Raw genomic sequence first — 21,204 nt, 5'->3', positions numbered from 1 at the left:
AAAGTCAAGTTTTTTGCCATTGTGCCAAAAGTCTGAAAATCGACGCGAACTTCCCTTGATTTTGAGCATTCGAACGTCATCTGCGCTTCAACAAGAAAGGGCGTAATATCGATGCCTATATCAATGACCATCGGCTTGCCAGTACGGGCGCTGACATGAAGGCAGTAGAAGAAACGCATGGCAACCAAGGACCAAAACGATACTGTAATAGAGCGCAAGGAGCAGCAGGAAAAGCTCCAACCGCCGCCGATGTATCAAGTATTATTGTTGAACGACGATTACACCCCCATGGAATTCGTCGTAGCGATCATCCAGGAGTACTTCAACAAGGATCGTGAAACGGCGACGCAAATCATGCTCAAGGTTCATCGAGATGGTAAAGGCATGTGTGGCGTGTATCCCAAGGATATCGCCAGCACTAAAGTGGAACTGGTTTTAACGCACGCGCGCAAGGCAGGGCACCCTCTGCAATGCGTGATGGAGGAAGCATGATTGCTCAGGAATTGGAAGTAAGTTTGCACATGGCATTTGTCGAGGCCCGACAGGCCCGGCACGAATTTATTACGGTAGAGCATCTGCTGTTGGCACTGCTCGATAATCCGTCAGCGGCAGAAGTGATGCGGGCCTGCGCGGTCAACATCGAAGATCTTCGCAAGACGCTGACAAATTTCATCAATGACAATACGCCGACCGTGCCTGGTTCGAGCGAGGTTGATACCCAGCCTACGCTTGGTTTCCAGCGCGTGATCCAGCGCGCCATCATGCACGTGCAATCGGCATCGAATGGCAAGAAGGAAGTGACCGGCGCCAATGTGCTGGTGGCGATCTTCGGTGAAAAGGATTCGCACGCGGTGTATTACCTGCACCAGCAGGGCGTGACCCGACTGGACGTGGTGAACTTCATTTCGCATGGCGTGCGCAAGGACAGCCAGGCGGAATCGCAGAAGGCGCCCGAGGGTTCGGAAGAAGCACAGACCGAAGCCCAGCAGAAGGAAAGCCCTCTCGATCAGTTCACGCAGAATCTGAACAAGCTGGCTGCCGAAGGCAAGATCGATCCGCTGATCGGTCGCGAGTCCGAAGTGGAACGCGTGATCCAGACACTCTGCCGCCGGCGCAAGAACAACCCGCTGCTGGTGGGCGAGGCTGGCGTTGGCAAGACCGCCATCGCGGAGGGCCTGGCATGGCGCGTGGTGCAGGGCGAAGTGCCGGAAATCCTGCAGAATGCCGTGGTCTACTCGCTGGACATGGGCGCGCTGCTGGCTGGCACCAAGTACCGCGGCGACTTCGAGCAGCGCCTGAAGTCGGTCCTCAAGCAATTGAAGGACAACCCGAACGGCATTTTGTTCGTCGACGAGATCCACACCATCATCGGTGCGGGATCGGCATCGGGCGGCACGTTGGATGCATCGAACCTGCTGAAGCCGGCATTGTCGAGCGGACAGCTGAAGTGCATCGGCGCGACCACCTACACCGAGTTCCGTGGCGTGTTCGAGAAGGATCATGCGCTGTCGCGTCGCTTCCAGAAGATCGATGTGAACGAGCCGACGGTCGAGCAGACCATCCAGATCCTGCGTGGCCTGAAGTCGCGCTTCGAGGAGCATCACGGCGTGAAGTATTCAGCGTCGGCGCTGACCTCGGCGGCGGAACTGGCTGCACGCTTCATCAATGACCGTCACCTGCCCGACAAGGCAATCGACGTGATCGACGAAGCGGGCGCGGCGCAGCGCATCCTGCCGAAGTCCAAGCAAAAGAAAACGATCGGCAAGTCTGACATCGAGGACATCATCTCGAAGATCGCGCGGATTCCACCGCAGTCGGTCAACCAGGATGACCGTACCAAGCTGCAGACCATCGATCGCGATCTGAAGAATGTGGTGTTCGGCCAGGATCCGGCGATCGAGGCGCTGGCATCTGCCATCAAGATGGCGCGTGCCGGCCTGGGCAAGACCGACAAGCCTATCGGTTCCTTCCTGTTCTCCGGCCCGACCGGCGTCGGCAAGACCGAGGTGGCCAAGCAGCTGGCTTTCATCCTGGGCATCGAGCTGATCCGCTTCGACATGTCGGAGTACATGGAGCGGCATGCGGTGAGCCGTCTGATTGGCGCGCCGCCGGGCTATGTCGGCTTCGACCAGGGTGGCCTGCTGACCGAGGCGATCACCAAGAAGCCGCATGCGGTGCTGCTGCTGGACGAGATCGAGAAGGCGCATCCGGATATCTTCAATATCCTGCTGCAGGTGATGGATCATGGCACGCTGACGGACAACAACGGCCGCAAGGCTGACTTCCGCAACGTGATCATCATCATGACCACCAATGCCGGCGCGGAAAGCCTGCAGAAGCGGACCATCGGCTTCACCGAGAAGAAGGAAGCCGGCGACGAGATGGCGGATATCAAGCGGATGTTTACACCGGAATTCCGTAACCGTCTCGATTCCATCATCAGCTTCCGCGCGCTGGACGAGGAAATCATCCTGCGTGTGGTCGACAAGTTCCTGATGCAGCTGGAAGAGCAGTTGCACGAGAAGAAGGTGGAAGCGGTGTTCTCGGACAGCCTGCGCAAGTTCCTGGGACGCAAGGGCTTCGATCCGCTGATGGGTGCGCGGCCGATGTCACGCCTGATTCAGGACATGATCCGCAAGGCGCTGGCCGACGAACTGCTGTTCGGCAAGCTGGTGGAAGGCGGACGCGTGACCGTGGATCTGGACGAGAACGAGCAGATCAAGCTCGAATTCGTCGAGGGCGATGTGCCGCCGGCAGCGTCGACGCCGGAAGCGGTGGAAGTCGAATAGGCCTTTAGAGAGCAGTATCGAAAAAGCCCGGACTGGCAACAGTCCGGGCTTTTTATTTGGTCGCTCGTCATGGAAGGCAGACGATCGGAAGGGCGCAGCGCAGGAAGCGCCGCGCCCGACAGTTCAGGGTAGCAGTGGCTGGCGCTGTGCCTGCTTGGTCTTCACGTCCTGCAGGATCTTGTCCATGACCGACAGGCGATAGGATGTGGCGGGATGCAGCGCGGTGTAACCGTTGAGGACGCTGGGCGGATACTGGGACGCAAGCCGCTCCCAGAAGCGCGGCGCCTGGTCGATGTTGTAGCCGGCCCGCGCCAGCATGTAGAGCGCCAGGGTGTCGGAGGCGGCGTCCATGGTCTGCGGCATCGGCTTCATGCCGGACAGGCCGGCCATGCTCGCCATGTCGGGCCGGATCCGGATCAGGTTGTCGATGATGGCGCCGGCGGTCGCCGTGGTGCGCTGGACACGCGCATGATTGAGCGAGTTGTGCGCCATTTCCTTGGCCAGCACATAGGCCAGTTCATTGTCGCTGGCGGCGAAGTTCATCATGCCGCGGGTGATCATTACTCGCCGGCCGTCGTTATAGGCATTGACGTTGTCCGCATTGCCAAGCTCTATGCTGTAGGCGCAGGCACGGGTGAAGGGCACGTTTACCTGGACCGGCTGGCCATTGCGCAGCATGGTCAGCCTGGCCGATGCGTTCCGGGTGATCAGCGGCGCCAGCATGGTGGCGGCCTGGCGCTCCGTGCCCGGGCCGGGCGGCACTGGCTTGCCTTCCACCATGTCGAGCTTGTCGCCGAGGCGGATGCCGGCGCGGGCCGCGCCGCTGCCGTTGAGCACGCCCATCACCTGCAGCCTGTCGTCCATGCCGTACAGCTGCTGCGCGGCTTCACTGAGCTCGTCGGAAAAGGAATAGCGGTTCTTGGCGGTGAAGCCGAGCAGGTTGCGGGCATTGCCCTTGCACAGTTCGGTGTTGTTGACCAGCAGCGGTGCGGCGACCCGGTACAGGCGGTCCTGCTGGCCGACAATGTTGCGCAGCATGGCCTGCTGCGGCGTGGGCGCGGCAGGCGCGACGGCCGTAGGCGCCGGCGGCATGTCCTGCTGGGGCAGGCGCGGCATGCCGGGTGCGGGCGTGTTCAGCGGCACCTGGCTGGCGCAGCCGGCCAGCAAGAGCATGGGCAGCGCCGCCAGGCGGGCCTGACGGCCGATGCGGTGGAGCAGAGAGATGGGTTTCATTGCCATGAATGACTCCTCAGTGTTTCCCGGTGCTGCCGAAACCGCCGGCGCCGCGTTCGCTCAGGTCGAAGGTCTCGACCACGTTCAGTTCGACCTGCAGCACCGGCACGATGACCAGCTGCGCCAGGCGTTCCATCGGTTGCAGCACGAATTCGGTCTGGCCGCGGTTCCAGGTGGAGACCATCAGCTCGCCCTGGTAGTCCGAGTCGATCAGGCCGACCAGGTTGCCCAGCACGATGCCGTGCTTGTGGCCCAGGCCGCTGCGCGGAAGAATCATGGCGGCATAAGCCGGGTCGCCGATATGGATGGCCAGGCCGGTGGGAACAAGATGGGTGCTGCCGGGCACGATGGTCAGCGGCTCGCGCAGGGCGGCACGCAGGTCCAGGCCGGCGCTGCCGCCGGTGGCGTAGGCGGGCAGCACCTCCTTCATGCGCGGGTCGAGAATTTTGACGTCGAGTTTTTTCATGGCTTTCGGTGATGGGGAAACCGGCAGCCCGCTGCATCATGCGCCGGGTCAGGCGCGCAGTCGACTGGCGATTTCACTGATTAACTGTCGTGCGAGATGCAGCTTGTCTGCCGCGGGCATTGCGGTGTGTCCGTGCTGGTCGAACAGCACCAGTTCATTGCGGTCGCTGCCAAAGGTGCTGGGACCGATATTGCCGACCAGGAGCGGTATGCCTTTCCTCTCGCGCTTGGCCCGGCCGTACTCCAGCAAATTGTCTGATTCGGCAGCGAAGCCGACACAATACGGCTTATTTGCCAAAGCGGCAACCGAGGCAAGGATGTCGGGATTCTGCTCGAACACCAGCGCCGGCATGTCGCCGCTGCCGTCCTTTTTCAGTTTCCGCGCGCTGGCGTTGGCAACGCGCCAGTCGGCCACCGCGGCCACGGCAATGAACACATCCTGGCCGGGTACCTGCGCCATCACGGCGTCATGCATCTGCTGAGCGGTCAGCACGTCGATGCGCCTGACGCCGTACGGCGTAGCCAGGCCGGTAGGCCCGGACACCAGCAGCACTTCGGCGCCGGCCTCGCGGGCGGCCCGGGCAATCGCATAGCCCATCTTGCCCGAGGACAGGTTGGTGATGCCGCGCACCGGGTCGATCGGCTCGAAGGTCGGGCCGGCGGTGATCAGCACCTGCTTGCCTGCCAGGGTTTTCGGGACGAACGATGCGATGATCTCTTCCAGCAGCTGTTCCGGCTCCAGCATGCGGCCCATGCCTACCTCGCCGCAGGCCTGTTCGCCGGCGGCCGGGCCAAGGACGGCGATGCCGTCGGCCTTCAGCTGCGCGGCATTGCGGCGGGTGGCCGGGTTCTGCCACATCTCGACATTCATCGCCGGGGCCACCAGCAGCGGCATGCTGGCCGGGCGGGCGATGCATAGCGTGGAGAGCAGGTCGTCGCAGGCGCCATGCGCCAGCTTGAACATGAAGTCGGTCGAACAGGGCGCGATCACGATGGCGTCGGCGTCGCGGGTCAGGTCGATGTGGGCCATGTTGTTGGGAATGCGCGCATCCCACTGGTCGAAGAAGACCGGCTTGCCGGACACGGCCTGCATCGTCACCGGCGTGATGAACTGGGTGGCGGCCTGGGTCATTGCCACCTGCACCGAGGCGCCGGCCTTGACCAGGGCGCGGGTCAGCTCGGCGGACTTGTAGCAGGCGATGCCGCCGGTCAGGCCGAGAACGATTTTCTTGCCGTCGAGTTCCATGAACATGCTCCGTGCGTGGCAGTGCCTAGCGGTTGACGCGGCGCAGCTCGTCAATGATAAACATCGCCGCGCCGATGCATATTGCGCTGTCTGCAATGTTGAACGCGGGCCAGTGCCAGCCGGCGACATGGACATCGAGGAAGTCGATCACATGGCCGTAGGCGATGCGGTCGATCAGGTTGCCGATCGCGCCGCCCAGCACCAGCGCCAGTGCCCAGCAGAACAGGCGCTGGCCGGCATGGCGCTTCAAGAGATAGATGATGAAGGCGGCGGCGGCAATGGCGATGCCGGAAAACAGGTAGCGCTGCCAGCCGCCCTCGGCGGCCAGGAAGCTGAAGGCGGCGCCCTTGTTATAGGCCAGCACCAGGTTGAAGAAGGAGGTCACCGGCTTGCTCTGGCCGTAGCTGAACATCTGGGTGATCATGATCTTGGTCAGCTGGTCGAGCAGCACCACCAGCGCGGCGATGCACAGCCATGGCGTGATGCCGGCGGCGGGTTTGGGGGCGAAAACGGTTTTCTTGATGGTGGCCATGGGAGGTCGCTGTCAGGACGGTTGGACGGTTGGAAGGGCGGGCGGCGCGTTGCGCCGCCCGCGTTGACGGATGCCGCTGCCGGTATTGCGGCTCAGGCGCAGCGGCGCGCTTCGCCGGGGCCGTACAGATTGGAGACGCAGCGGCCGCAGATGCCGGGATAGCGGGCGTCGGCGTTCACGTCCTTCCGGTAGTGCCAGCAGCGCTCGCACTTTTCCGCATCCGACGGCGTGACCTTGACGCCGGTCTGGCCGTCGGCAGCCGGGCTGACCCGGGCGGCCGAGGTGATCAGCACGAACTTCAGGTCCTCGCCCAGGCTTTCCAGCAATGCCTGGCGCTCTTCATCGGCGGTGATTTCCACCTCCGCCTGCAGCGAGGAGCCGATCGCGCCGGATACCCGCACTTCTTCCAGTTCCTTGGTGACTTCGGCCCGCACTTCGCGGATGCGGCTGTACTTGTCCAGCAGCGCCGCGCCGTCTTCCACATGCGGCAGCAGGTGGAAGGTCTGGGTGAAGATGGTTTCGCCGCTGGCGGCATACGCTTCCTCGCCGGCGAAATAGGACCAGGCTTCCTCGGCGGTGAAGGACAGGATGGGCGCCATCAGACGCAGCAGCGCGTGGGTGATGTGCCAGATCGCGGTCTGGGCCGAGCGGCGGATCGCGGAATCGGCGCCGGCGGTGTAGAGCCTGTCCTTCAGGATGTCGAGATAGAAGCCGCCCAGGTCTTCCGAGCAGTACATCTGCAGCTTGCCGGTCACCGGATGGAATTCATAGGCCTGGAGGTGGGCCAGGATCTCGTCCTGCAGCTGCTGCATGCGGGCGATCGCATAGCGGTCCACCTCCAGCATGTCGGCCACCGGCACCGCATGCTCAGCCGGGTTGAAGTCGGCGGTGTTGGCCAGCAGGAAGCGCAGGGTGTTGCGGATGCGGCGATAGCTTTCCACCACGCGCTTCAGGATTTCGTCGGAGATCGACAGTTCGCCGGAGTAGTCGGTGGCGGCCACCCACAGGCGCAGGATTTCCGCGCCCAGCGAGTCCGATACCTTTTGCGGCGCCACCACGTTGCCCTTGGACTTGGACATCTTCTTGCCTTCGCCATCGACCACGAAGCCGTGGGTCAGCAGCGCCTTGTACGGTGCGCGGCCATTGAGCATGGACGAGGTCAGCAGCGAGGAGTGGAACCAGCCGCGGTGCTGGTCCGAACCTTCCAGATAGAGGTCGGCCGGGAAGTCGGACTGCTGGCGGTGCGAGCCGCGCAGCACGGTCTGGTGGGTGGTGCCGGAATCGAACCAGACGTCGAGCGTGTCGCGGTTCTTCACGTACATCTCAGCCTCGTCGCCCAGCAGCTCGCGCGGATCGAGCGCATGCCAGGCTTCGATGCCTTGCTGCTCGACCAGTTTTGCCACCGCTTCCAGCAGCTCGGGCGTGCGCGGATGCAGCTGGCCGCTTTCCTTGTGGACGAAGAAAGCCATCGGCACGCCCCACTGGCGCTGGCGCGACAGGGTCCAGTCCGGCCGGTTGGCTATCATGCCGTGCAGCCTGGCCTTGCCCCAGCTCGGGAAGAAGGCGGTTTCCTCGATGCCGCGCAGCGCGGCCTCGCGCAGGGTTTCGCCGCCCGCCTTGGGCGCCACGTCCATGCCGGCGAACCATTGCGAGGTGGCGCGGTAGATGATGGGCGTCTTGTGGCGCCAGCAGTGCATGTAGCTGTGGTCGAACATCACCAGCTTGAACAGCGAGCCGGCCGCTTCCAGCGCGCCGCAGATCGGCTTGGAGGCTTCCCAGATCGTCATGCCGCCGAACAGCGGCAGCCAGGAAGCGTAGCGGCCGTCGCCCATCACCGGGTTGATGATGTCGTCGTCCTTCATGCCATGCGCCTTGCAGGACAGGAAGTCGTCGACGCCATAGGCGGGCGAGGAGTGGACGATGCCGGTGCCGGCGTCCAGGGTCACATAGTCGCCGAGATAGATGGGCGAGAGCCGGTCGTAGCCGGCGTCGGCCGTGGCCAGCGGATGGCGGAAGGCGATGCCCGACAGCGCCGCCCCGGCGCAGGTGGCGATCACGCGGCCGGACAGGCCGTAGCGCGCCAGGCAGTCGTCGACCAGGTCGGCGGCCAGGAGCAGCAGCAGCGGCTCGCCGTTGCGCTCGGTCTGCACCAGGGCATAGCTGAATTCCGGATGCACGTTCAGCGCCTGGTTGGCCGGGATGGTCCAGGGCGTGGTGGTCCAGATCACCGCATAGCCCTTGTCGGTCGGCAGGGCCGACAGGTTGAAGGCGGTGGCGAGGCGGTCGTGCTGGGCGAAGGCGAAGCCGACATCGATGGCCGGGTCGCGCTTGTCCTGGTATTCGACTTCCGCCTCGGCCAGCGCCGATCCGCAGTCGAAGCACCAGTTCACCGGCTTCAGGCCACGGTACACATAACCCTTTTCCAGGATGGCGCCGAGCGCGCGGATCTCGTCGGCCTCATTGCTGAAGTTCATGGTCTTGTAGGGGTTGTCCCATTCGCCCAGCACGCCCAGGCGGATGAAGTCCTTCTTCTGGCGCTCGATCTGCTCGGCTGCATAGGCGCGCGACTTGGCCAGCACTTCGGCGGTGGGCAGGCCCTTGCCATACTGCTTCTCGATCTGGATCTCGATCGGCATGCCGTGGCAGTCCCAGCCCGGCACGTACTGCGCGTCGAAGCCGGCCAGCTGGCGCGACTTGACGATCATGTCCTTCAGGATCTTGTTGACCGCGTGGCCGATGTGGATGTCGCCGTTGGCATAGGGCGGGCCGTCATGCAGGATGAACTTCTCGCGCTGTTTCGACGCTTCCCGGATCTTTTCGTAGACCTTGCGCTCCTGCCACTGCTTGACCCACTGGGGTTCGCGCTTGGCGAGGTCGCCGCGCATCGGGAAGGGCGTCTCGGGCATGTTGACCGGATAACGGCTTTGCGGCTTGCTGGCTGGTTTGCTGGGCTTGTTGTCTGACATGGAATGGCTTTGCTGGAATCGGTGACTTGTCGGTATGCCCGGTGGCGTGGCCGCCAGGCGCAATCGGGTACGGCGCTCTTGGGCAGCGTCAAATTCGGTCGGTGGCGGACACGGCGCCGCTGTTGTGCTGGCGGAACCAGGCGCGGGCTTGTTCTTCATCGTTGCGGATGGCGGCGGTCAGCGCCGCCAGGCCGTCGTATTTCTCTTCGTCGCGCAGCTTGGCCAGGAATTCGACCCGGATCAGCTTGCCGTAGCACTGCTGGTTGTAGTCGAAGAGATGGGTTTCCAGCAGCACCCGGCCGCTGTCGTCCACAGTCGGGCGCACGCCCAGGCTGGCCACGGCCGGCAGCGGCTGCGGCGCCAGGCCGTGCACCTGCACCACGAAAATGCCCGACAGGGCGGGGCGGCGATGGGCGATGCGCAGGTTCAGCGTCGGAAAGCCCAGGGTGCGGCCCAGTTTCTGGCCGTGGATCACATGGCCGGACACGGTGTAGCCATGGCCGAGCAGCTGGCGCGCATGGTCGAAGTCGGCCGCGGCCAGCGCTGCGCGGATGGCCGAGGAAGAGATGCGGCTGCCGTCATTGCTCACGGTGGGCAGCGCCTCGACCTCGAAGCCATGGCGGCGGCCGGCTTCCATCAGCGTGGCCATGTTGCCGGCGCGGCGCGCACCGTAGCAAAAGTCTTCGCCGACGATCAGCCATTTCACATGCAGGCCCTCGACCAGCACGCGGCTGACGAACTCATCGGGCGTCAGCGCCGCGAAATGCGCATTGAAGTGTTCGACGATGACCCGGTCGACGCCGGCATTGGCCAGCGACTGCAGCTTGTCGCGCAGGCTGGCGATGCGGGTCGGCGCCTTGGACAGGTCGCCGGCGCGCTGGGCGAAATATTCCCGTGGATGCGGTTCGAACGTCATCACCGCAGTTTCCAGGTTGCGCAGGTCCGCCGCTTCGCGCAGACGCGCCAGCAGGGCCTGGTGGCCGCGATGCACGCCGTCGAAGTTGCCGATGGTAAGCGCGCAGGGCGCGCGCGATTCGGCATTGGGAAGTCCGCGAAATACCTTCATGGGGAGAAGCCGGGTCGGGAGTCGGTCGAAAAACCTTGGATTATACGGGCAAACCTTTGCCTTTCCGTATCAGGCGCCCGTACAGGACTTTTCATGGCATGCGCTGGCGGTAATATTTTTCAAGCAATTCAAACACTTGCGGGTAGACGCGCCGCAGCGGCGCGGGTCTTGCGAAAAATGCCTCGGAAGCAACCGCGAAGAATTCCGCCGGCGCCTCGCTGCCGTAGGGGTCCATCGGCAACGATTGCGCAAGTTCGGCGTACAGGTCCAGGTGATCTTCGTTTTCGTCGTCGAAATCAGGCGGCAGCTGGCGTTCCAGCGCGTCGACCCGGGCGCAGAAGTCGTCATAGGCAGCAGAAAAGGCAGCTTTCCAGTGCGCCGGGTCGATGCCCGCATGGAACTGCGCAAGAAACGGCGGGCAGCCGTTGGCGCCGCCGCTGCCCATGTCGATCTTGTGCACGAATTCATGGATCACCAGATTGCCGCCGTCGTCCCACAGATGGTCTTCCTGCGCATCTTCCCAGGACAGCACCACGGCGCCGCCGGCATCCAGCGCCTCGCCGGCCATGGCTGATTCCCATTCATGCACCACGCCGGCTTCGTCGACCTCGCTGTGGCGCACCACGAAGGCGGCGGGATAGACGATCACGCCGGCCATGTCGTCATAAAGGTCCAGGGTCAGGTTGAGCACCGGCAGGCAGGCCTGGGCGGCAATGCGCAGCGCCACCTCATCGCCGACCTCGAAGCCGCCGGCGCCGCTGACGGCGTGGGTGTCGAGGAAGCGCGCCGCCAGGGATTTCAGGCGCGCCAGTTCGCCTGCATCGAGTCGATGCAGGAAAGGCATGCCCTGCACCGCCTGCTGCCATTGCGCTTCATCGATCTCCGGCACGGCGCGGCGGAACAGGCGGTTGAGCAGCTTCACGATGGTTGCCGCATTAGATCGCGCCCCAGACTGCGTTCAGCGCCGCCAGCGCGGCAAGGCCAGCGGTCTCGGTACGCAACACCCGCGGACCCATGCCCAGGGCGAGCGCGCCATGGTCGAGCGCGGCCTTTTCCTCGGCGTCGGAAAAGCCGCCTTCCGGGCCGACCATCAGCGTCACCGCCTGCGGCGGATGGTGGCGCGCCCAGTCCGACAGCGGCTGTTCGGCGCGCGGCGACAGCAGGATGCGCTTGTGCAGGTCATGCTGGCCGATCCAGGCGCCAAAGTCGCCGACCTCGGCCAGGTGCGGCAGCCGGTTGCGGCCGCACTGCTCGGCGGCGGCGGTGATGATGCCTTGCCAGTGCGCCGTCTTTTTTGCCGCCCGGTCGGCGGAGAGCCGCACCACGCAGCGCTGCGCGGCCAGCGGCTGCAGCGCGGTGGCGCCCAGTTCCACCGCCTTTTCGATGATCCAGTCCATCTTGCTGCCCTCGGGCAGCGCCTGGGCCAGGGTGACTGCATACGGCAGTTCCGCTTCCTGCGGCGAAAACAGCTTGATTTCCACCTGCGCCCGCCTGCGGTCCAGGTTTTCCAGGGTGGCGTGGTATTCGCCGCCCTGGCCGTTGAACAGGGTGATCCGGTCGCCCGGCGCCAGCCGCAGCACATGCAGATGATGCGCGACATGATCGGGCAGGGCGACGATGGCGCCTTCGGTCAGGGCATCGGGAAAGTAGAAGCGGGGCATGGTTGATCCGTTAGGGTGGGCGGCTGATTTTAGGCCAGGCCGGGTGTCCTGTCATCAAGCCGGTCGGCGGCCTGTGCCGTCCGGTTTGGTATTGAGCGACATCGGTGCTTGTCGTGCTGGCAACAGCTGGGAACTACGATTAACGCCCGGCAGTCTGCTAGAATGTGCGGCTTTGCAGCAATGCCTGCAGTAATGTCCCAAACCGCCTCCGCGTCTCGTCCACTACCCGAATCCATCATGACTTCCACCCCTTCCACCAACAGAATGGCCAATGCAATTCGCGCGCTGGCAATGGATGCCGTTCAAAAAGCCAACTCCGGCCATCCCGGCATGCCAATGGGCATGGCCGAGATCGCGGTCGCATTGTGGGCGCGACACTATCGCCACAACCCGGCCAATCCGCGCTGGATCAACCGCGACCGCTTCGTGCTGTCCAATGGCCACGGCTCGATGCTGCTGTATGCGCTGCTGCACCTGACCGGCCATGAACTGGCTATGGACGAGATCCGCAACTTCCGCCAGTTGCATTCGAAGACGCCGGGCCATCCGGAATACGAGATCACGCCGGGCGTGGAAACCAGCACCGGCCCGCTGGGCCAGGGCATTACCAATGCAGTCGGCATGGCGCTGGCCGAGAAGCTCTTGGCGGCGCACTTCAACCGTCCGGGCCTGGACATCATCGACCATCACACCTATGTGTTCGCCGGCGACGGCTGCCTGATGGAAGGCATTTCCCACGAAGCCTGCTCGCTGGCCGGCACCCTGGGCCTGTCCAAGCTGGTGGTGCTGTACGACGACAACGGCATCTCGATCGACGGCAAGGTGGAAGGCTGGTTTACCGACGACACGCCCAAGCGCTTCGAAGCCTATGGCTGGAATGTAATCCGCGCCGTCGACGGCCATGACGTGGACGCGGTCGACGCGGCGATCCGCCAGGCGCGCGACGCCGGCAAGCCGACCCTGATCTGCTGCCGCACCGTGATCGGCAAGGGCGCGCCGACGCTGCAGGGCAGCGACAAGGTGCACGGCGCCGCGCTGGGCGACAAGGAAATCGCCCTGACCCGCGAAGCGCTGGGCTGGTCCGATCAGCCCTTCGAGATTCCGGCCGATGTCTATGCCGATTGGGATGCCCGTGAGAGCGGCGCCCGCGTCGAGGGCGACTGGAACAACCTGTTCGGCCTGTACCGGGAAAAATATCCGCAGGAAGCGGCCGAACTGCAGCGCCGCATGAAGGGCGAACTGCCGGCCGGCTTCGACGAGACCGTGCGCAATTACATCGCCAGCTGCGTCGAGAAGCAGGAAACCATCGCCACCCGCAAGGCCAGCCAGAATGCGATCCAGGCGCTGGCGCAGGTGCTGCCGGAATTCCTGGGCGGCTCGGCCGACCTGACCGGCTCCAACCTGACCAACTGGAAGGAATCGGTGCCGGTGCGCTATAACCAGCCGGGCAACCACATCAACTACGGCGTGCGCGAGTTTGGCATGAGCGCCATCATGAACGGCATCACGCTGCATGGCGGCTTCATCCCGTTCGGCGCGACCTTCCTGACCTTCTCGGACTACAGCCGCAATGCATTGCGCATGGCCGCGCTGATGAAGATCCGCACGCTGTTCGTCTTCACCCACGACTCCATCGGCCTGGGCGAAGACGGCCCGACCCACCAGTCGGTCGAGCATATCTCCAGCCTGCGCCTGATCCCCAACCTGGACAACTGGCGCCCGTGCGACACCGTGGAATCGGCGGTGGCATGGGCCGAGTCGGTGCGCCGCAAGAACGGTCCGTCCACCCTGATCTTCTCGCGCCAGAACCTGCCGTTCATGCAGCGCAATGAAGGCCAGGTCGCCGACATCGCCCGCGGCGGCTATGTGCTGCGCGACGCGCCGGACGCGAAAGCCATCATCATCGCCACCGGCTCCGAGGTGGAGCTGGCAATCAAGGCCGCCGACGCGCTGGCCCAGCAGGGCGTTGCGGTGCGCGTGGTCTCCATGCCCTGCACGGATGTCTTCGACCGCCAGGACGCCGCCTACAAGGCCAGCGTGTTGACCAAAGGCATACCTCGTGTTGCTGTCGAAGCCGGCGTCTCCGACTTCTGGTACAAGTATGTCGGCCTCGAAGGCGCTGTTGTCGGAATTGACACATTTGGCGAGTCCGCCCCGGCTGGCGTGCTGTTCAAGCACTTCGGCTTCACCCCGGAAAAGGTGGCGGACGCGGTGAAGATGGTGCTGGCCTGAGTCCTGCGCCGGCTGGCCTGCGTGGCGACTTCAGGAAGCCATGAGACGGCGTCACGACGCCAGGTCACGAATTCGGTTTGCTTAACTATGTTTGGAGAGTAGAAATGACGATCAAGGTTGCAATCAACGGCTATGGCCGTATCGGCCGCAATGTGCTGCGCGCTCACTATGAAGGCGGTAAGAAGAACGACATCCAGATCGTCGCCATCAACGACCTGGGCGATGCCAAGTCGAATGCGCACCTGACCCGCTACGACACCGCGCACGGCAAGTTCCCCGGCACCGTGGAAGTCGATGGCGACTTCATGGTCGTCAATGGCGACCGCATCCGCGTGTTCGCGCAGCGCAATCCGGCCGAGATCCCATGGGGCGAGCTGGGCGTAGACGTGGTGCTGGAGTGCACCGGCTTCTTCACCACCAAGGAAAAGGCATCGGCCCACCTGAAGGGCGGCGCCAAGAAGGTGATCATCTCCGCGCCGGGCGGCAAGGATGTCGACGCCACCATCGTGTACGGCGTGAACCACTCGGTGCTGAAGGCTTCCGACACCGTGATTTCCAACGCATCCTGCACCACCAACTGCCTGGCGCCGCTGGTCCAGCCGCTGAACGACAAGATCGGCCTGGAAAACGGCCTGATGACCACGGTGCATGCCTACACCAACGACCAGGTGCTGACCGACGTGATGCATGAAGACCTGCGCCGCGCCCGTTCCGCGACCCAGAGCATGATCCCGACCAAGACCGGCGCCGCCGCCGCGGTCGGCCTGGTGCTGCCGGAACTGAACGGCAAGCTGGACGGCTACGCGATCCGCGTCCCGACCATCAACGTCTCCATCGTCGACCTGTCCTTCATCGCCAAGCGCGACACCACCGTCGATGAAATCAACAGCATCATGAAGGAAGCATCGGAAGGCGCGCTGAAAGGCATCCTGACCTACAACACCGAGCCGCTGGTGTCGGTCGACTTCAACCACAATCCGGCATCGTCCAACTTCGACGCCACCCTGACCAAGGTGTCCGGCCGTCTGGTGAAGGTGTCTTCCTGGTATGACAACGAGTGGGGCTTCTCCAACCGCATGCTCGATACCACGGTTGCATTGATGAACGCGAAGTAATCTTCGGTCTTTCCGGTGAAGAAACGCCCCGCGCTGCGGGGCGTTTTTGTTTCCGGTCCCTCAAAGCTGGGTGCGCTTTTGTCCGCAGGCAAGATCAACGATGGCGCTTGTGCGATAGTGACAGGCAATCCACTGCCAATGCCGATCCCCAATTGCCGATCCCCCAGCCCATGCGCTCCTGCCTGTCTTCCATGCTGTTCGCCGGGCTGTGCTGCCTGGCCGCCTTGCCCGCCGCCGCACACGAGTTCTGGCTGCAGGCCCGACCGTCCATGCCTGCCGCCGGCGGGGTGAGCGAAGTGACGCTGCGGGTCGGCGAGAACTTCGATGGCGAGCTCACGCCTTTCGTCGACGAACGCACGGCCGCCCTGCGGCATTACGCCGCCGGCGCAGTGACTGACCTGGCCACGCGCCTGCCGCGCCGCACTGCATTGCCCACGCTGGCCTTGCCCATCCCGGCCGGCACCAGCCTGATTGCGTTCGACAGCCAGCCGATTACCTTTTCCCTGTCCGCTGATAAATTCCACGCCTACCTGCATGACGAAGGTCTGGACCATGTGATCGAGCAGCGCAAGGCGGCCGGCAAGGACGCCACGCCCGGCCGTGAACGCTACCGGCGCCATGTGAAAACCCTGCTGCGCGCAGGCGCCGTGCCGGACGGCACCTATGCGCTGCGCACCGGGCAGCGCATGGAAATCACACCGCTGTCGGACCCGTTCGCAGCCGCTCCCGGCGCCACGCTGCGCCTGAAGCTGACCTTCGACGGCAAGCCGCTATCGGACGTGCTGGTCAAGGGATGGCATCGGCACCGGGACCAGTCGCAACTGCTGATCATCCGGGCGCGCACCGATGCAGAGGGCGAGGTGGGCCTCAGCCTGCCGTATGCCGGCGAATGGATGGTCAGCGCGGTTCACATGCAGGCGGCCGAGGGCACGGCGAATGCCGACTGGGACAGCTTCTGGGGCAACCTGACCTTCACCCTGCCGGGCGCGCAGTAGGGCCTTCGCCGCCTGCTTCACGATGCTGTCGGCGCCGGCTCCATGCCCATGGTCGACAGCAGATGCTCGGAGTACTGCGGCATGACCAGCTGGCCATGCTCGTCCGTGACCGCCTCGATCAGGATGAACGGCGGCTGCGAATACACCATGCCGAACACGGTGGCAAAGGCGGCATCGGCGGCGTCGCGGCCGGTTCCCAGGCGCACCAGGCCCATCGGTGCCGAGACGCCGCTCGGGTCGAACAGGTACCAGCGCCCGGAAAGCATGACCTCGACATAGGCATGGAAGTCGGTGGGGCCGAGCGCCGGGTCGGCGCCATAGTCGATGCCGGAGACGAAGCGCGCCGGGATGTTGAGGGCGCGGCACAAGGCGATCATCAGATGCGCAAAGTCGCGGCAGACGCCGCCGCGCTCGATGATGGTATCCATTGCCGACGTGCTGCCGTCGGAGCTGCCGCTGCGAAAGCTCACATGGCTGCGCACCCACTGCTGGATCGCCCATACCCTGGAGTAGCCGCGCGGCAGGCCGCCAAACTCGGCGGTTGCGAACTTCTGCAGCCGGTCCGACTGGCAGTAGCGGCTGGGCAGGATATAGGGCAGGGCTTCCAGCGGCAGGTCGGCGATGGTCATTTCCTGCAGTTCCTGCGGCATGGCGCGATGGTGATCGATGTCGACCACGGCGTCATAGCGTATCGTGAGCGCCCCACGGGCCGCCTTCAGGCGCAGCAGGCGGGCGCCGAGGCGGCGGTCGACGTGGCTGTCCGGCTGTAGCGGCTGGCTGATGTGCAGCGACTCGGAGACGACGTGCTGGTGCGCGGTGCGCGATGCCTCGATGTTGAAAATAAAGTCCGCGCTGCTGTCGACGATGTCGTAAGCCAGCACGATCGAAAATTTCATCCTGACCATGTGTTTCCCGTTTGCCTTTCGAACCCGACTGTGCGCCGCTGCATGGCGCGGGTCGGTACGCCAGAGCACTTTTGATGAGCCAGGAAGCGGGGATGCCGGCACGCGTGATCAGGCGCAAGGCCGCGCCAGGCATGCGTGATAGCATTTTTGTTCCATTTCAGCGCGGAGACCGTCATGCATCGAGCCCCTGTGCCGCATCCGGACCATGAACCGATGGAGGAAGACGATTCCATTCCGGTTCCGGGGGTTCCCGCTCCCGACGACGAGCCGGTACCTGACCACAATCCCCAGCTGCGCATGATCGCCCAGGAGGACTGAATGACAGGAAACATCCTGCAAAGCGGCACCCACATCGCCCGCACCGATACCAAGCAGATGCCTGACGGCACCTACGAAGCCCAGGTATTCGTGCGACTGAGCCGCGAGCCGGAAAGCGCCGAGACCTTCATTCCGGCCGGCATCCATCCCGACGAACCGTCGGCCTTGCAGGCAGCCCAGGCACGCGCGCAGCGGGCGCTGGACGAGCATGAATTCTAGCCCCGCACGCGCCTGATCATCATCCGCATATACCGTCCGCAGTCCTTGAGCGGCCGCAAGCAACGCTTGCCGGAGGCAGGCTTTCCCTCTTACTCAACCCCTTACAGGAACCACCATGGCAGCAGTGACCTATACCAAGCAGGACTGGAAAGCGGAAGCCGACATACAGCGGCTGCCCGATGGCACCTACCAGGGCGTCGTGCTGCTGACCCGGATGGGCAGCCCGGGCGCCGACAGCGCGCCCCAGACCGTCAACAGCGTGTCGGAAACCCCCGAGGAAGCGCTGGAAGAAGCCAAGGCGCTGGCCCACCGGCTGCTGGCCGATGTCGGCGGCGGCTAAGTCTGCACACGGCCGGGCCCGCTAGGTCGTCAAGCCGCTAAGCCGCTAAGCCGCCCTCCTGGCGCGGCGTTCTATGACCCGCAGGTACCACAAAAGGCCAATGGCCACCAGCCCCAGGCTGGCGCTGTTGCCGAGCCAGAAGCCGGCCGCGCCGCGCACCGCCGCGGGCGCGATGCCCAGCGGGTCCAGGCCCATCAGGTAGCCGCCGCACAGGCCCACGCCCCACAGCGCAACGGCATAGATCACGGTGGGCACCACCGCGACCTTGTAGGCCCGCAGCACGAAGGCTGTGGTCACCTGCACCGAGTCGAACAGCTGGTAGAACGCTATGAACAGGAACAGCGGCATCGCAGCCGCGATCACCGCCTCGTCCGGCGTGTAGGCCCGGATGATGAAGCCGCGGAACAGCCACACCAGCACGCCCACGGTGACCGAAGCCAGGGCGGCCAGCCGGATGCCGGCATGGCCGATGCGCCTGGCCTCGTCCAGCTGCCTGGCGCCCAGCGCCTGCGCCACCAGCGTGCCGGTGGCATTGGCAATCGACAGTGGCAGCATGTAGAGCACGGTGCCGAAGTTGGCCGTGACCTGATGGCTGGCGACCGCGTTGGTGCCGATGCGGGCAATGAACAGCGCCATGAAGGTGTAGGCAGTCACTTCGATCAGGTAGGACAGGCCCATCGGTATGCCCAGCTTCAGGAAGGCGCGCTGCGCCGCCCAGTGCGGCCACTCGAAGCCTGCGCCGAACAGCCTGAACTGGTCGTAGAAGCGGTCGCGCCGCAGCAATGCCAGGCCGGCCAGTACCGCGATCCAGGCGGCAATCGCGGTGGCGACCGCGCAGCCCGGCCCGCCCATGGCCGGCAGGCCGAGGCCGCCGAAGATGAACAGCAGGTTCAGCGGAATCTTCAGCAGCAGGGTGCCGACCTGGATCACCATCACCATCCTCGGCCGGGCCAGCGCGGTGTTGAGCGAACCGTAAATGCGGAAGGCCAGCGTGGCCGGCAGCGCCAGCGCCAGGATGCGCAGATACAGGGTGACCTTGTCGGCCACTTCCGGCGTTGCCTGGGCCAGGGCCAGCAGCGGCTGCGGGAACAGCAGCAGCGTCAGTCCGACCAGGCACAGGAACAGCGCCAGCCACAGGCTCTGCCTGATTTCAGAGCCGATGCGCTCATGCTTTCTGGCGCCATACAGCTGGCCGATGATGGGAGACACCGCCTGCAGCACGCCGGACAGGCCGACGAAGGAGCTGACATAGATCGATGCGCCCACCGCCAGCGCGGCCAGGTCGGCGGAGGAAAAGCGCGATGTCATCGCGGTGTCGATCACGCCGTTGGCAATGACCGCCAGTTGCCCGATCAGCAGCGGCCAGGCCAGGGCGCCGATGCGGCGGGTGCGGCCGGCTGGCACTGCAATCATTGTTTCACGCGCCGGTAGAGGCGGAACCGTTCGTCGCGGTCGGAGGGCCGGCGTCCTTCCCACAGCAATGCCAGGCGGCCATCCTCGTCCTTTTTCATCAGCGGGTCGCTGCCGCGGTCCTGCAGCAGCAGGTAGGCGCAGTCGTGCTTGTCGAAACGGGCGAACTCGACGCCGCCGAAATAGGCAAAGGAAGCGCGCTGCGCCGCGCCGACATTGGTGTCGACGCAGTAATCGGCGGATGGCAGCCTGGCCCCGATCTGCTTGGCCACGCCGGCATAGCTCTTGCCATAGTTGAGCCATGGCAGCCACAGCGTCATCAGCAGCAGCCAGCACAGGATCACGCCGCCGGACGACAGCACCACGGCGCGCCACAGCACCGACGGATGGCGCGCGATGCGCCAGCGGATCACCAGAATCCAGGCAATGGTGGCGGCAGCGGCGATCAGGAAGGCCAGCAGATTGAATTCGGGCTTGAAGCCGGGCGCCAGCTTCAGCGCATTGTGCGCCAGGCGTGGCGGCCAGCCGGTCTGCTTGGCGATCCAGCCTATCCAGATGAAGGCGGCGCATGTCGACAGCGTCATCATCGCGAACCAGTCGACCGCATTGATGGCACCGCGCTTCATGGTCGGCAGGCCGAATGCGGCCAGGATGGACAGCGGCGGCAGCAGCGGCAGCAGGAAGCTTTCCTCGCCATGCGGATGCAGCAGCACCAGCAGGATGAAGGCGATGATCAGGCCCAGCGGCAGCGTGATGTGCAGCGCGCCGCGCTGCTTGCGCCATGCATACACGGCCCAGGCGGCGAAAGGCCAGGCAGGCCAGGCGAACCAGGGAATGTACTTGAAGAAGTAGACGGTGCTCTCCAGCGATGGCAGCGCCAGCTGCGCCGCATTCCACTGCAGCCAGGCCGGCGTGGGATTGCCGCCGAACGGCTGCATCAGCGCATTGAGCAGCGGCCAGATGCTGGCGGTGGCAAAGCCCAGCGGCAGCGTCACCAGCGCCAGCCGCTGCAGCAGCCGGTCGCCGTGCCTTGGCGACACCAGCACCAGCGCGCTCCAGAACGCCATCGGCACCAGCCAGCCGCGGGTGAGAACCAGGAGGCCCAGCGTCACGCCCAGCACCATGGCCGAGCGCAGCGACTGCGACTCGAACAGCCGCACCGCGGAATAGATCGCAAAGCCGATCATGGAGACCTGCAGCGCTTCGGCGGTGGTTTCATGGCTGCGCAGCAGCAGGCCAAGGCAGGCGAGATAGATCAGCAGCGCGCCATCGGCCAGCGTGCGGCCGTAGTCGCGCGCTTCCGGCTGGCCGCCGAAGGCCAGCCGCAGCGGCTGGGTCTCGCTACGCCGGCCCAGCAGGTAAGTGGAATACCAGACCGACAGCGCGCCGATGATGAAAAAACCGATGGTGGAAATACGGGCTGCCAGCGCATCGCCCAGCAGCCAGCCGAACAGGCGGATGAACAGCGCGCCCAGCCAGAAGGCCAGCGGCCCTTCGCCCGGCGCCGGCAGCCCGGCCACATGCGGCCACAGCCAGTCCTGCCAAGTGCCGCGCGCCATGGTCCACATGATGCCGAAACCGGCGGCATCGTCGCTCTTCCACGGATCGCGCCGGATCAGGCCGGGCAGGATGTAGAGCAGGCACAGGGCGATCACGCCCCAGCGCGGCAGGGCAAGCGTGGCGGAAGCGGGTAGGCGGACAGGCTTCATGGA

Annotated in this window: 19 protein-coding genes; 8 read left to right on the top strand and 11 right to left on the bottom strand. The window is 64.7% G+C overall.

Annotated features, from left to right (window positions below; translation table 11 throughout):
- Positions 1 to 177: 177 nt before the first annotated feature.
- On the top strand, positions 178 to 492 hold the full coding sequence (clpS, locus tag KTQ42_RS09925) for an ATP-dependent Clp protease adapter ClpS (RefSeq protein ID WP_194712279.1): 315 nt from the start codon (positions 178 to 180) through the stop codon (positions 490 to 492).
- On the top strand, positions 489 to 2,789 hold the full coding sequence (gene clpA / locus KTQ42_RS09920) for an ATP-dependent Clp protease ATP-binding subunit ClpA (RefSeq protein WP_217345356.1): 2,301 nt from the start codon (positions 489 to 491) through the stop codon (positions 2,787 to 2,789). Before clpS ends, clpA begins: the two co-directional genes overlap by 4 nt.
- A gap of 123 nt (positions 2,790 to 2,912) precedes the next feature.
- Here clpA and KTQ42_RS09915 read toward each other — a convergent pair whose 3' ends face one another.
- The 8 genes from KTQ42_RS09915 to KTQ42_RS09880 form a co-directional block, all read right to left on the bottom strand.
- Positions 2,913 to 4,028 carry a M48 family metallopeptidase gene (locus KTQ42_RS09915; protein WP_217345355.1) on the bottom strand — a complete coding sequence of 372 codons (1,116 nt, stop codon included), beginning with the start codon at positions 4,026 to 4,028 and terminating at the stop codon, positions 2,913 to 2,915.
- A 10-nt stretch (positions 4,029 to 4,038) separates the two neighbouring features.
- The gene (gene dut / locus KTQ42_RS09910; RefSeq protein ID WP_217345354.1) at positions 4,039 to 4,488 is read right to left on the bottom strand and encodes a dUTP diphosphatase; all 450 of its coding nucleotides are present in this window, start codon (positions 4,486 to 4,488) and stop codon (positions 4,039 to 4,041) included.
- Between the two features lie 48 nt (positions 4,489 to 4,536).
- Positions 4,537 to 5,733: a bifunctional phosphopantothenoylcysteine decarboxylase/phosphopantothenate--cysteine ligase CoaBC gene (gene coaBC, locus KTQ42_RS09905; protein WP_217345353.1), complete on the bottom strand. Its 1,197-nt coding sequence runs from the start codon at positions 5,731 to 5,733 to the stop codon at positions 4,537 to 4,539.
- Positions 5,734 to 5,758: 25 nt separating this feature from the next.
- A complete protein-coding gene (gene lspA / locus KTQ42_RS09900) occupies positions 5,759 to 6,265 on the bottom strand; it encodes a signal peptidase II (protein ID WP_217345352.1) in 507 nt (168 codons plus the stop codon).
- Positions 6,266 to 6,357: 92 nt separating this feature from the next.
- Positions 6,358 to 9,231 (bottom strand): isoleucine--tRNA ligase, encoded by a 2,874-nt coding sequence (gene ileS, locus KTQ42_RS09895; RefSeq protein WP_217345351.1) that lies wholly within the window; start codon positions 9,229 to 9,231, stop codon positions 6,358 to 6,360.
- Positions 9,232 to 9,319: 88 nt separating this feature from the next.
- Positions 9,320 to 10,297 carry a bifunctional riboflavin kinase/FAD synthetase gene (locus KTQ42_RS09890; RefSeq protein ID WP_217345350.1) on the bottom strand — a complete coding sequence of 326 codons (978 nt, stop codon included), beginning with the start codon at positions 10,295 to 10,297 and terminating at the stop codon, positions 9,320 to 9,322.
- Positions 10,298 to 10,388: 91 nt separating this feature from the next.
- Positions 10,389 to 11,219 carry a M90 family metallopeptidase gene (locus KTQ42_RS09885; protein WP_349292134.1) on the bottom strand — a complete coding sequence of 277 codons (831 nt, stop codon included), beginning with the start codon at positions 11,217 to 11,219 and terminating at the stop codon, positions 10,389 to 10,391.
- A 13-nt stretch (positions 11,220 to 11,232) separates the two neighbouring features.
- On the bottom strand, positions 11,233 to 11,958 hold the full coding sequence (locus KTQ42_RS09880) for a 16S rRNA (uracil(1498)-N(3))-methyltransferase (protein ID WP_217345349.1): 726 nt from the start codon (positions 11,956 to 11,958) through the stop codon (positions 11,233 to 11,235).
- A gap of 237 nt (positions 11,959 to 12,195) precedes the next feature.
- On the opposite strand from KTQ42_RS09880, the gene tkt reads away from it, so the two are divergent.
- The 3 genes from tkt to KTQ42_RS09865 all read left to right on the top strand — a co-directional run bounded on the left by tkt (position 12,196) and on the right by KTQ42_RS09865 (position 16,300).
- Complete coding sequence (tkt, locus tag KTQ42_RS09875; RefSeq protein WP_217345348.1) at positions 12,196 to 14,190, top strand: transketolase; 1,995 nt, start codon at positions 12,196 to 12,198, stop codon at positions 14,188 to 14,190.
- 104 nt (positions 14,191 to 14,294) lie between these two features.
- Positions 14,295 to 15,305, top strand: a complete 1,011-nt coding sequence (gene gap / locus KTQ42_RS09870; RefSeq protein WP_194712269.1) for a type I glyceraldehyde-3-phosphate dehydrogenase — start codon at positions 14,295 to 14,297, stop codon at positions 15,303 to 15,305.
- A gap of 152 nt (positions 15,306 to 15,457) precedes the next feature.
- Positions 15,458 to 16,300, top strand: a complete 843-nt coding sequence (locus tag KTQ42_RS09865) for a DUF4198 domain-containing protein (RefSeq protein ID WP_217345347.1) — start codon at positions 15,458 to 15,460, stop codon at positions 16,298 to 16,300.
- A gap of 17 nt (positions 16,301 to 16,317) precedes the next feature.
- Here the strand turns inward: KTQ42_RS09865 and KTQ42_RS09860 are convergent, their stop codons facing one another.
- Positions 16,318 to 17,205 carry a transglutaminase family protein gene (locus KTQ42_RS09860; protein ID WP_217345346.1) on the bottom strand — a complete coding sequence of 296 codons (888 nt, stop codon included), beginning with the start codon at positions 17,203 to 17,205 and terminating at the stop codon, positions 16,318 to 16,320.
- A gap of 174 nt (positions 17,206 to 17,379) precedes the next feature.
- On the opposite strand from KTQ42_RS09860, the gene KTQ42_RS09855 reads away from it, so the two are divergent.
- The 3 genes from KTQ42_RS09855 (at position 17,380) to KTQ42_RS09845 (ending at position 18,082) form a co-directional block, all read left to right on the top strand.
- Positions 17,380 to 17,523 carry a hypothetical protein gene (locus KTQ42_RS09855; RefSeq protein WP_217345345.1) on the top strand — a complete coding sequence of 48 codons (144 nt, stop codon included), beginning with the start codon at positions 17,380 to 17,382 and terminating at the stop codon, positions 17,521 to 17,523.
- On the top strand, positions 17,524 to 17,742 hold the full coding sequence (locus tag KTQ42_RS09850) for a hypothetical protein (RefSeq protein WP_217345344.1): 219 nt from the start codon (positions 17,524 to 17,526) through the stop codon (positions 17,740 to 17,742).
- A 115-nt stretch (positions 17,743 to 17,857) separates the two neighbouring features.
- Positions 17,858 to 18,082, top strand: a complete 225-nt coding sequence (locus KTQ42_RS09845; RefSeq protein ID WP_217345343.1) for a hypothetical protein — start codon at positions 17,858 to 17,860, stop codon at positions 18,080 to 18,082.
- A 45-nt stretch (positions 18,083 to 18,127) separates the two neighbouring features.
- Here KTQ42_RS09845 and KTQ42_RS09840 read toward each other — a convergent pair whose 3' ends face one another.
- Both KTQ42_RS09840 and KTQ42_RS09835 read right to left on the bottom strand, forming a co-directional pair.
- Positions 18,128 to 19,495 (bottom strand): MATE family efflux transporter, encoded by a 1,368-nt coding sequence (locus KTQ42_RS09840; protein ID WP_217345342.1) that lies wholly within the window; start codon positions 19,493 to 19,495, stop codon positions 18,128 to 18,130.
- Positions 19,492 to 21,201, bottom strand: coding sequence for a glycosyltransferase family 39 protein (locus KTQ42_RS09835; RefSeq protein WP_217345341.1), 1,710 nt, complete (start codon positions 21,199 to 21,201; stop codon positions 19,492 to 19,494). Before KTQ42_RS09835 ends, KTQ42_RS09840 begins: the two co-directional genes overlap by 4 nt.
- Between the last annotated feature and the right edge of the window lie 3 nt (positions 21,202 to 21,204).

The organism is Noviherbaspirillum sp. L7-7A (assembly GCF_019052805.1).
Taxonomy (GTDB): domain Bacteria; phylum Pseudomonadota; class Gammaproteobacteria; order Burkholderiales; family Burkholderiaceae_D; genus Noviherbaspirillum_A.
The sequence above is the reverse complement of the archived record's forward strand: the minus strand, read 5'-3'. Positions and strand labels throughout refer to the sequence as shown.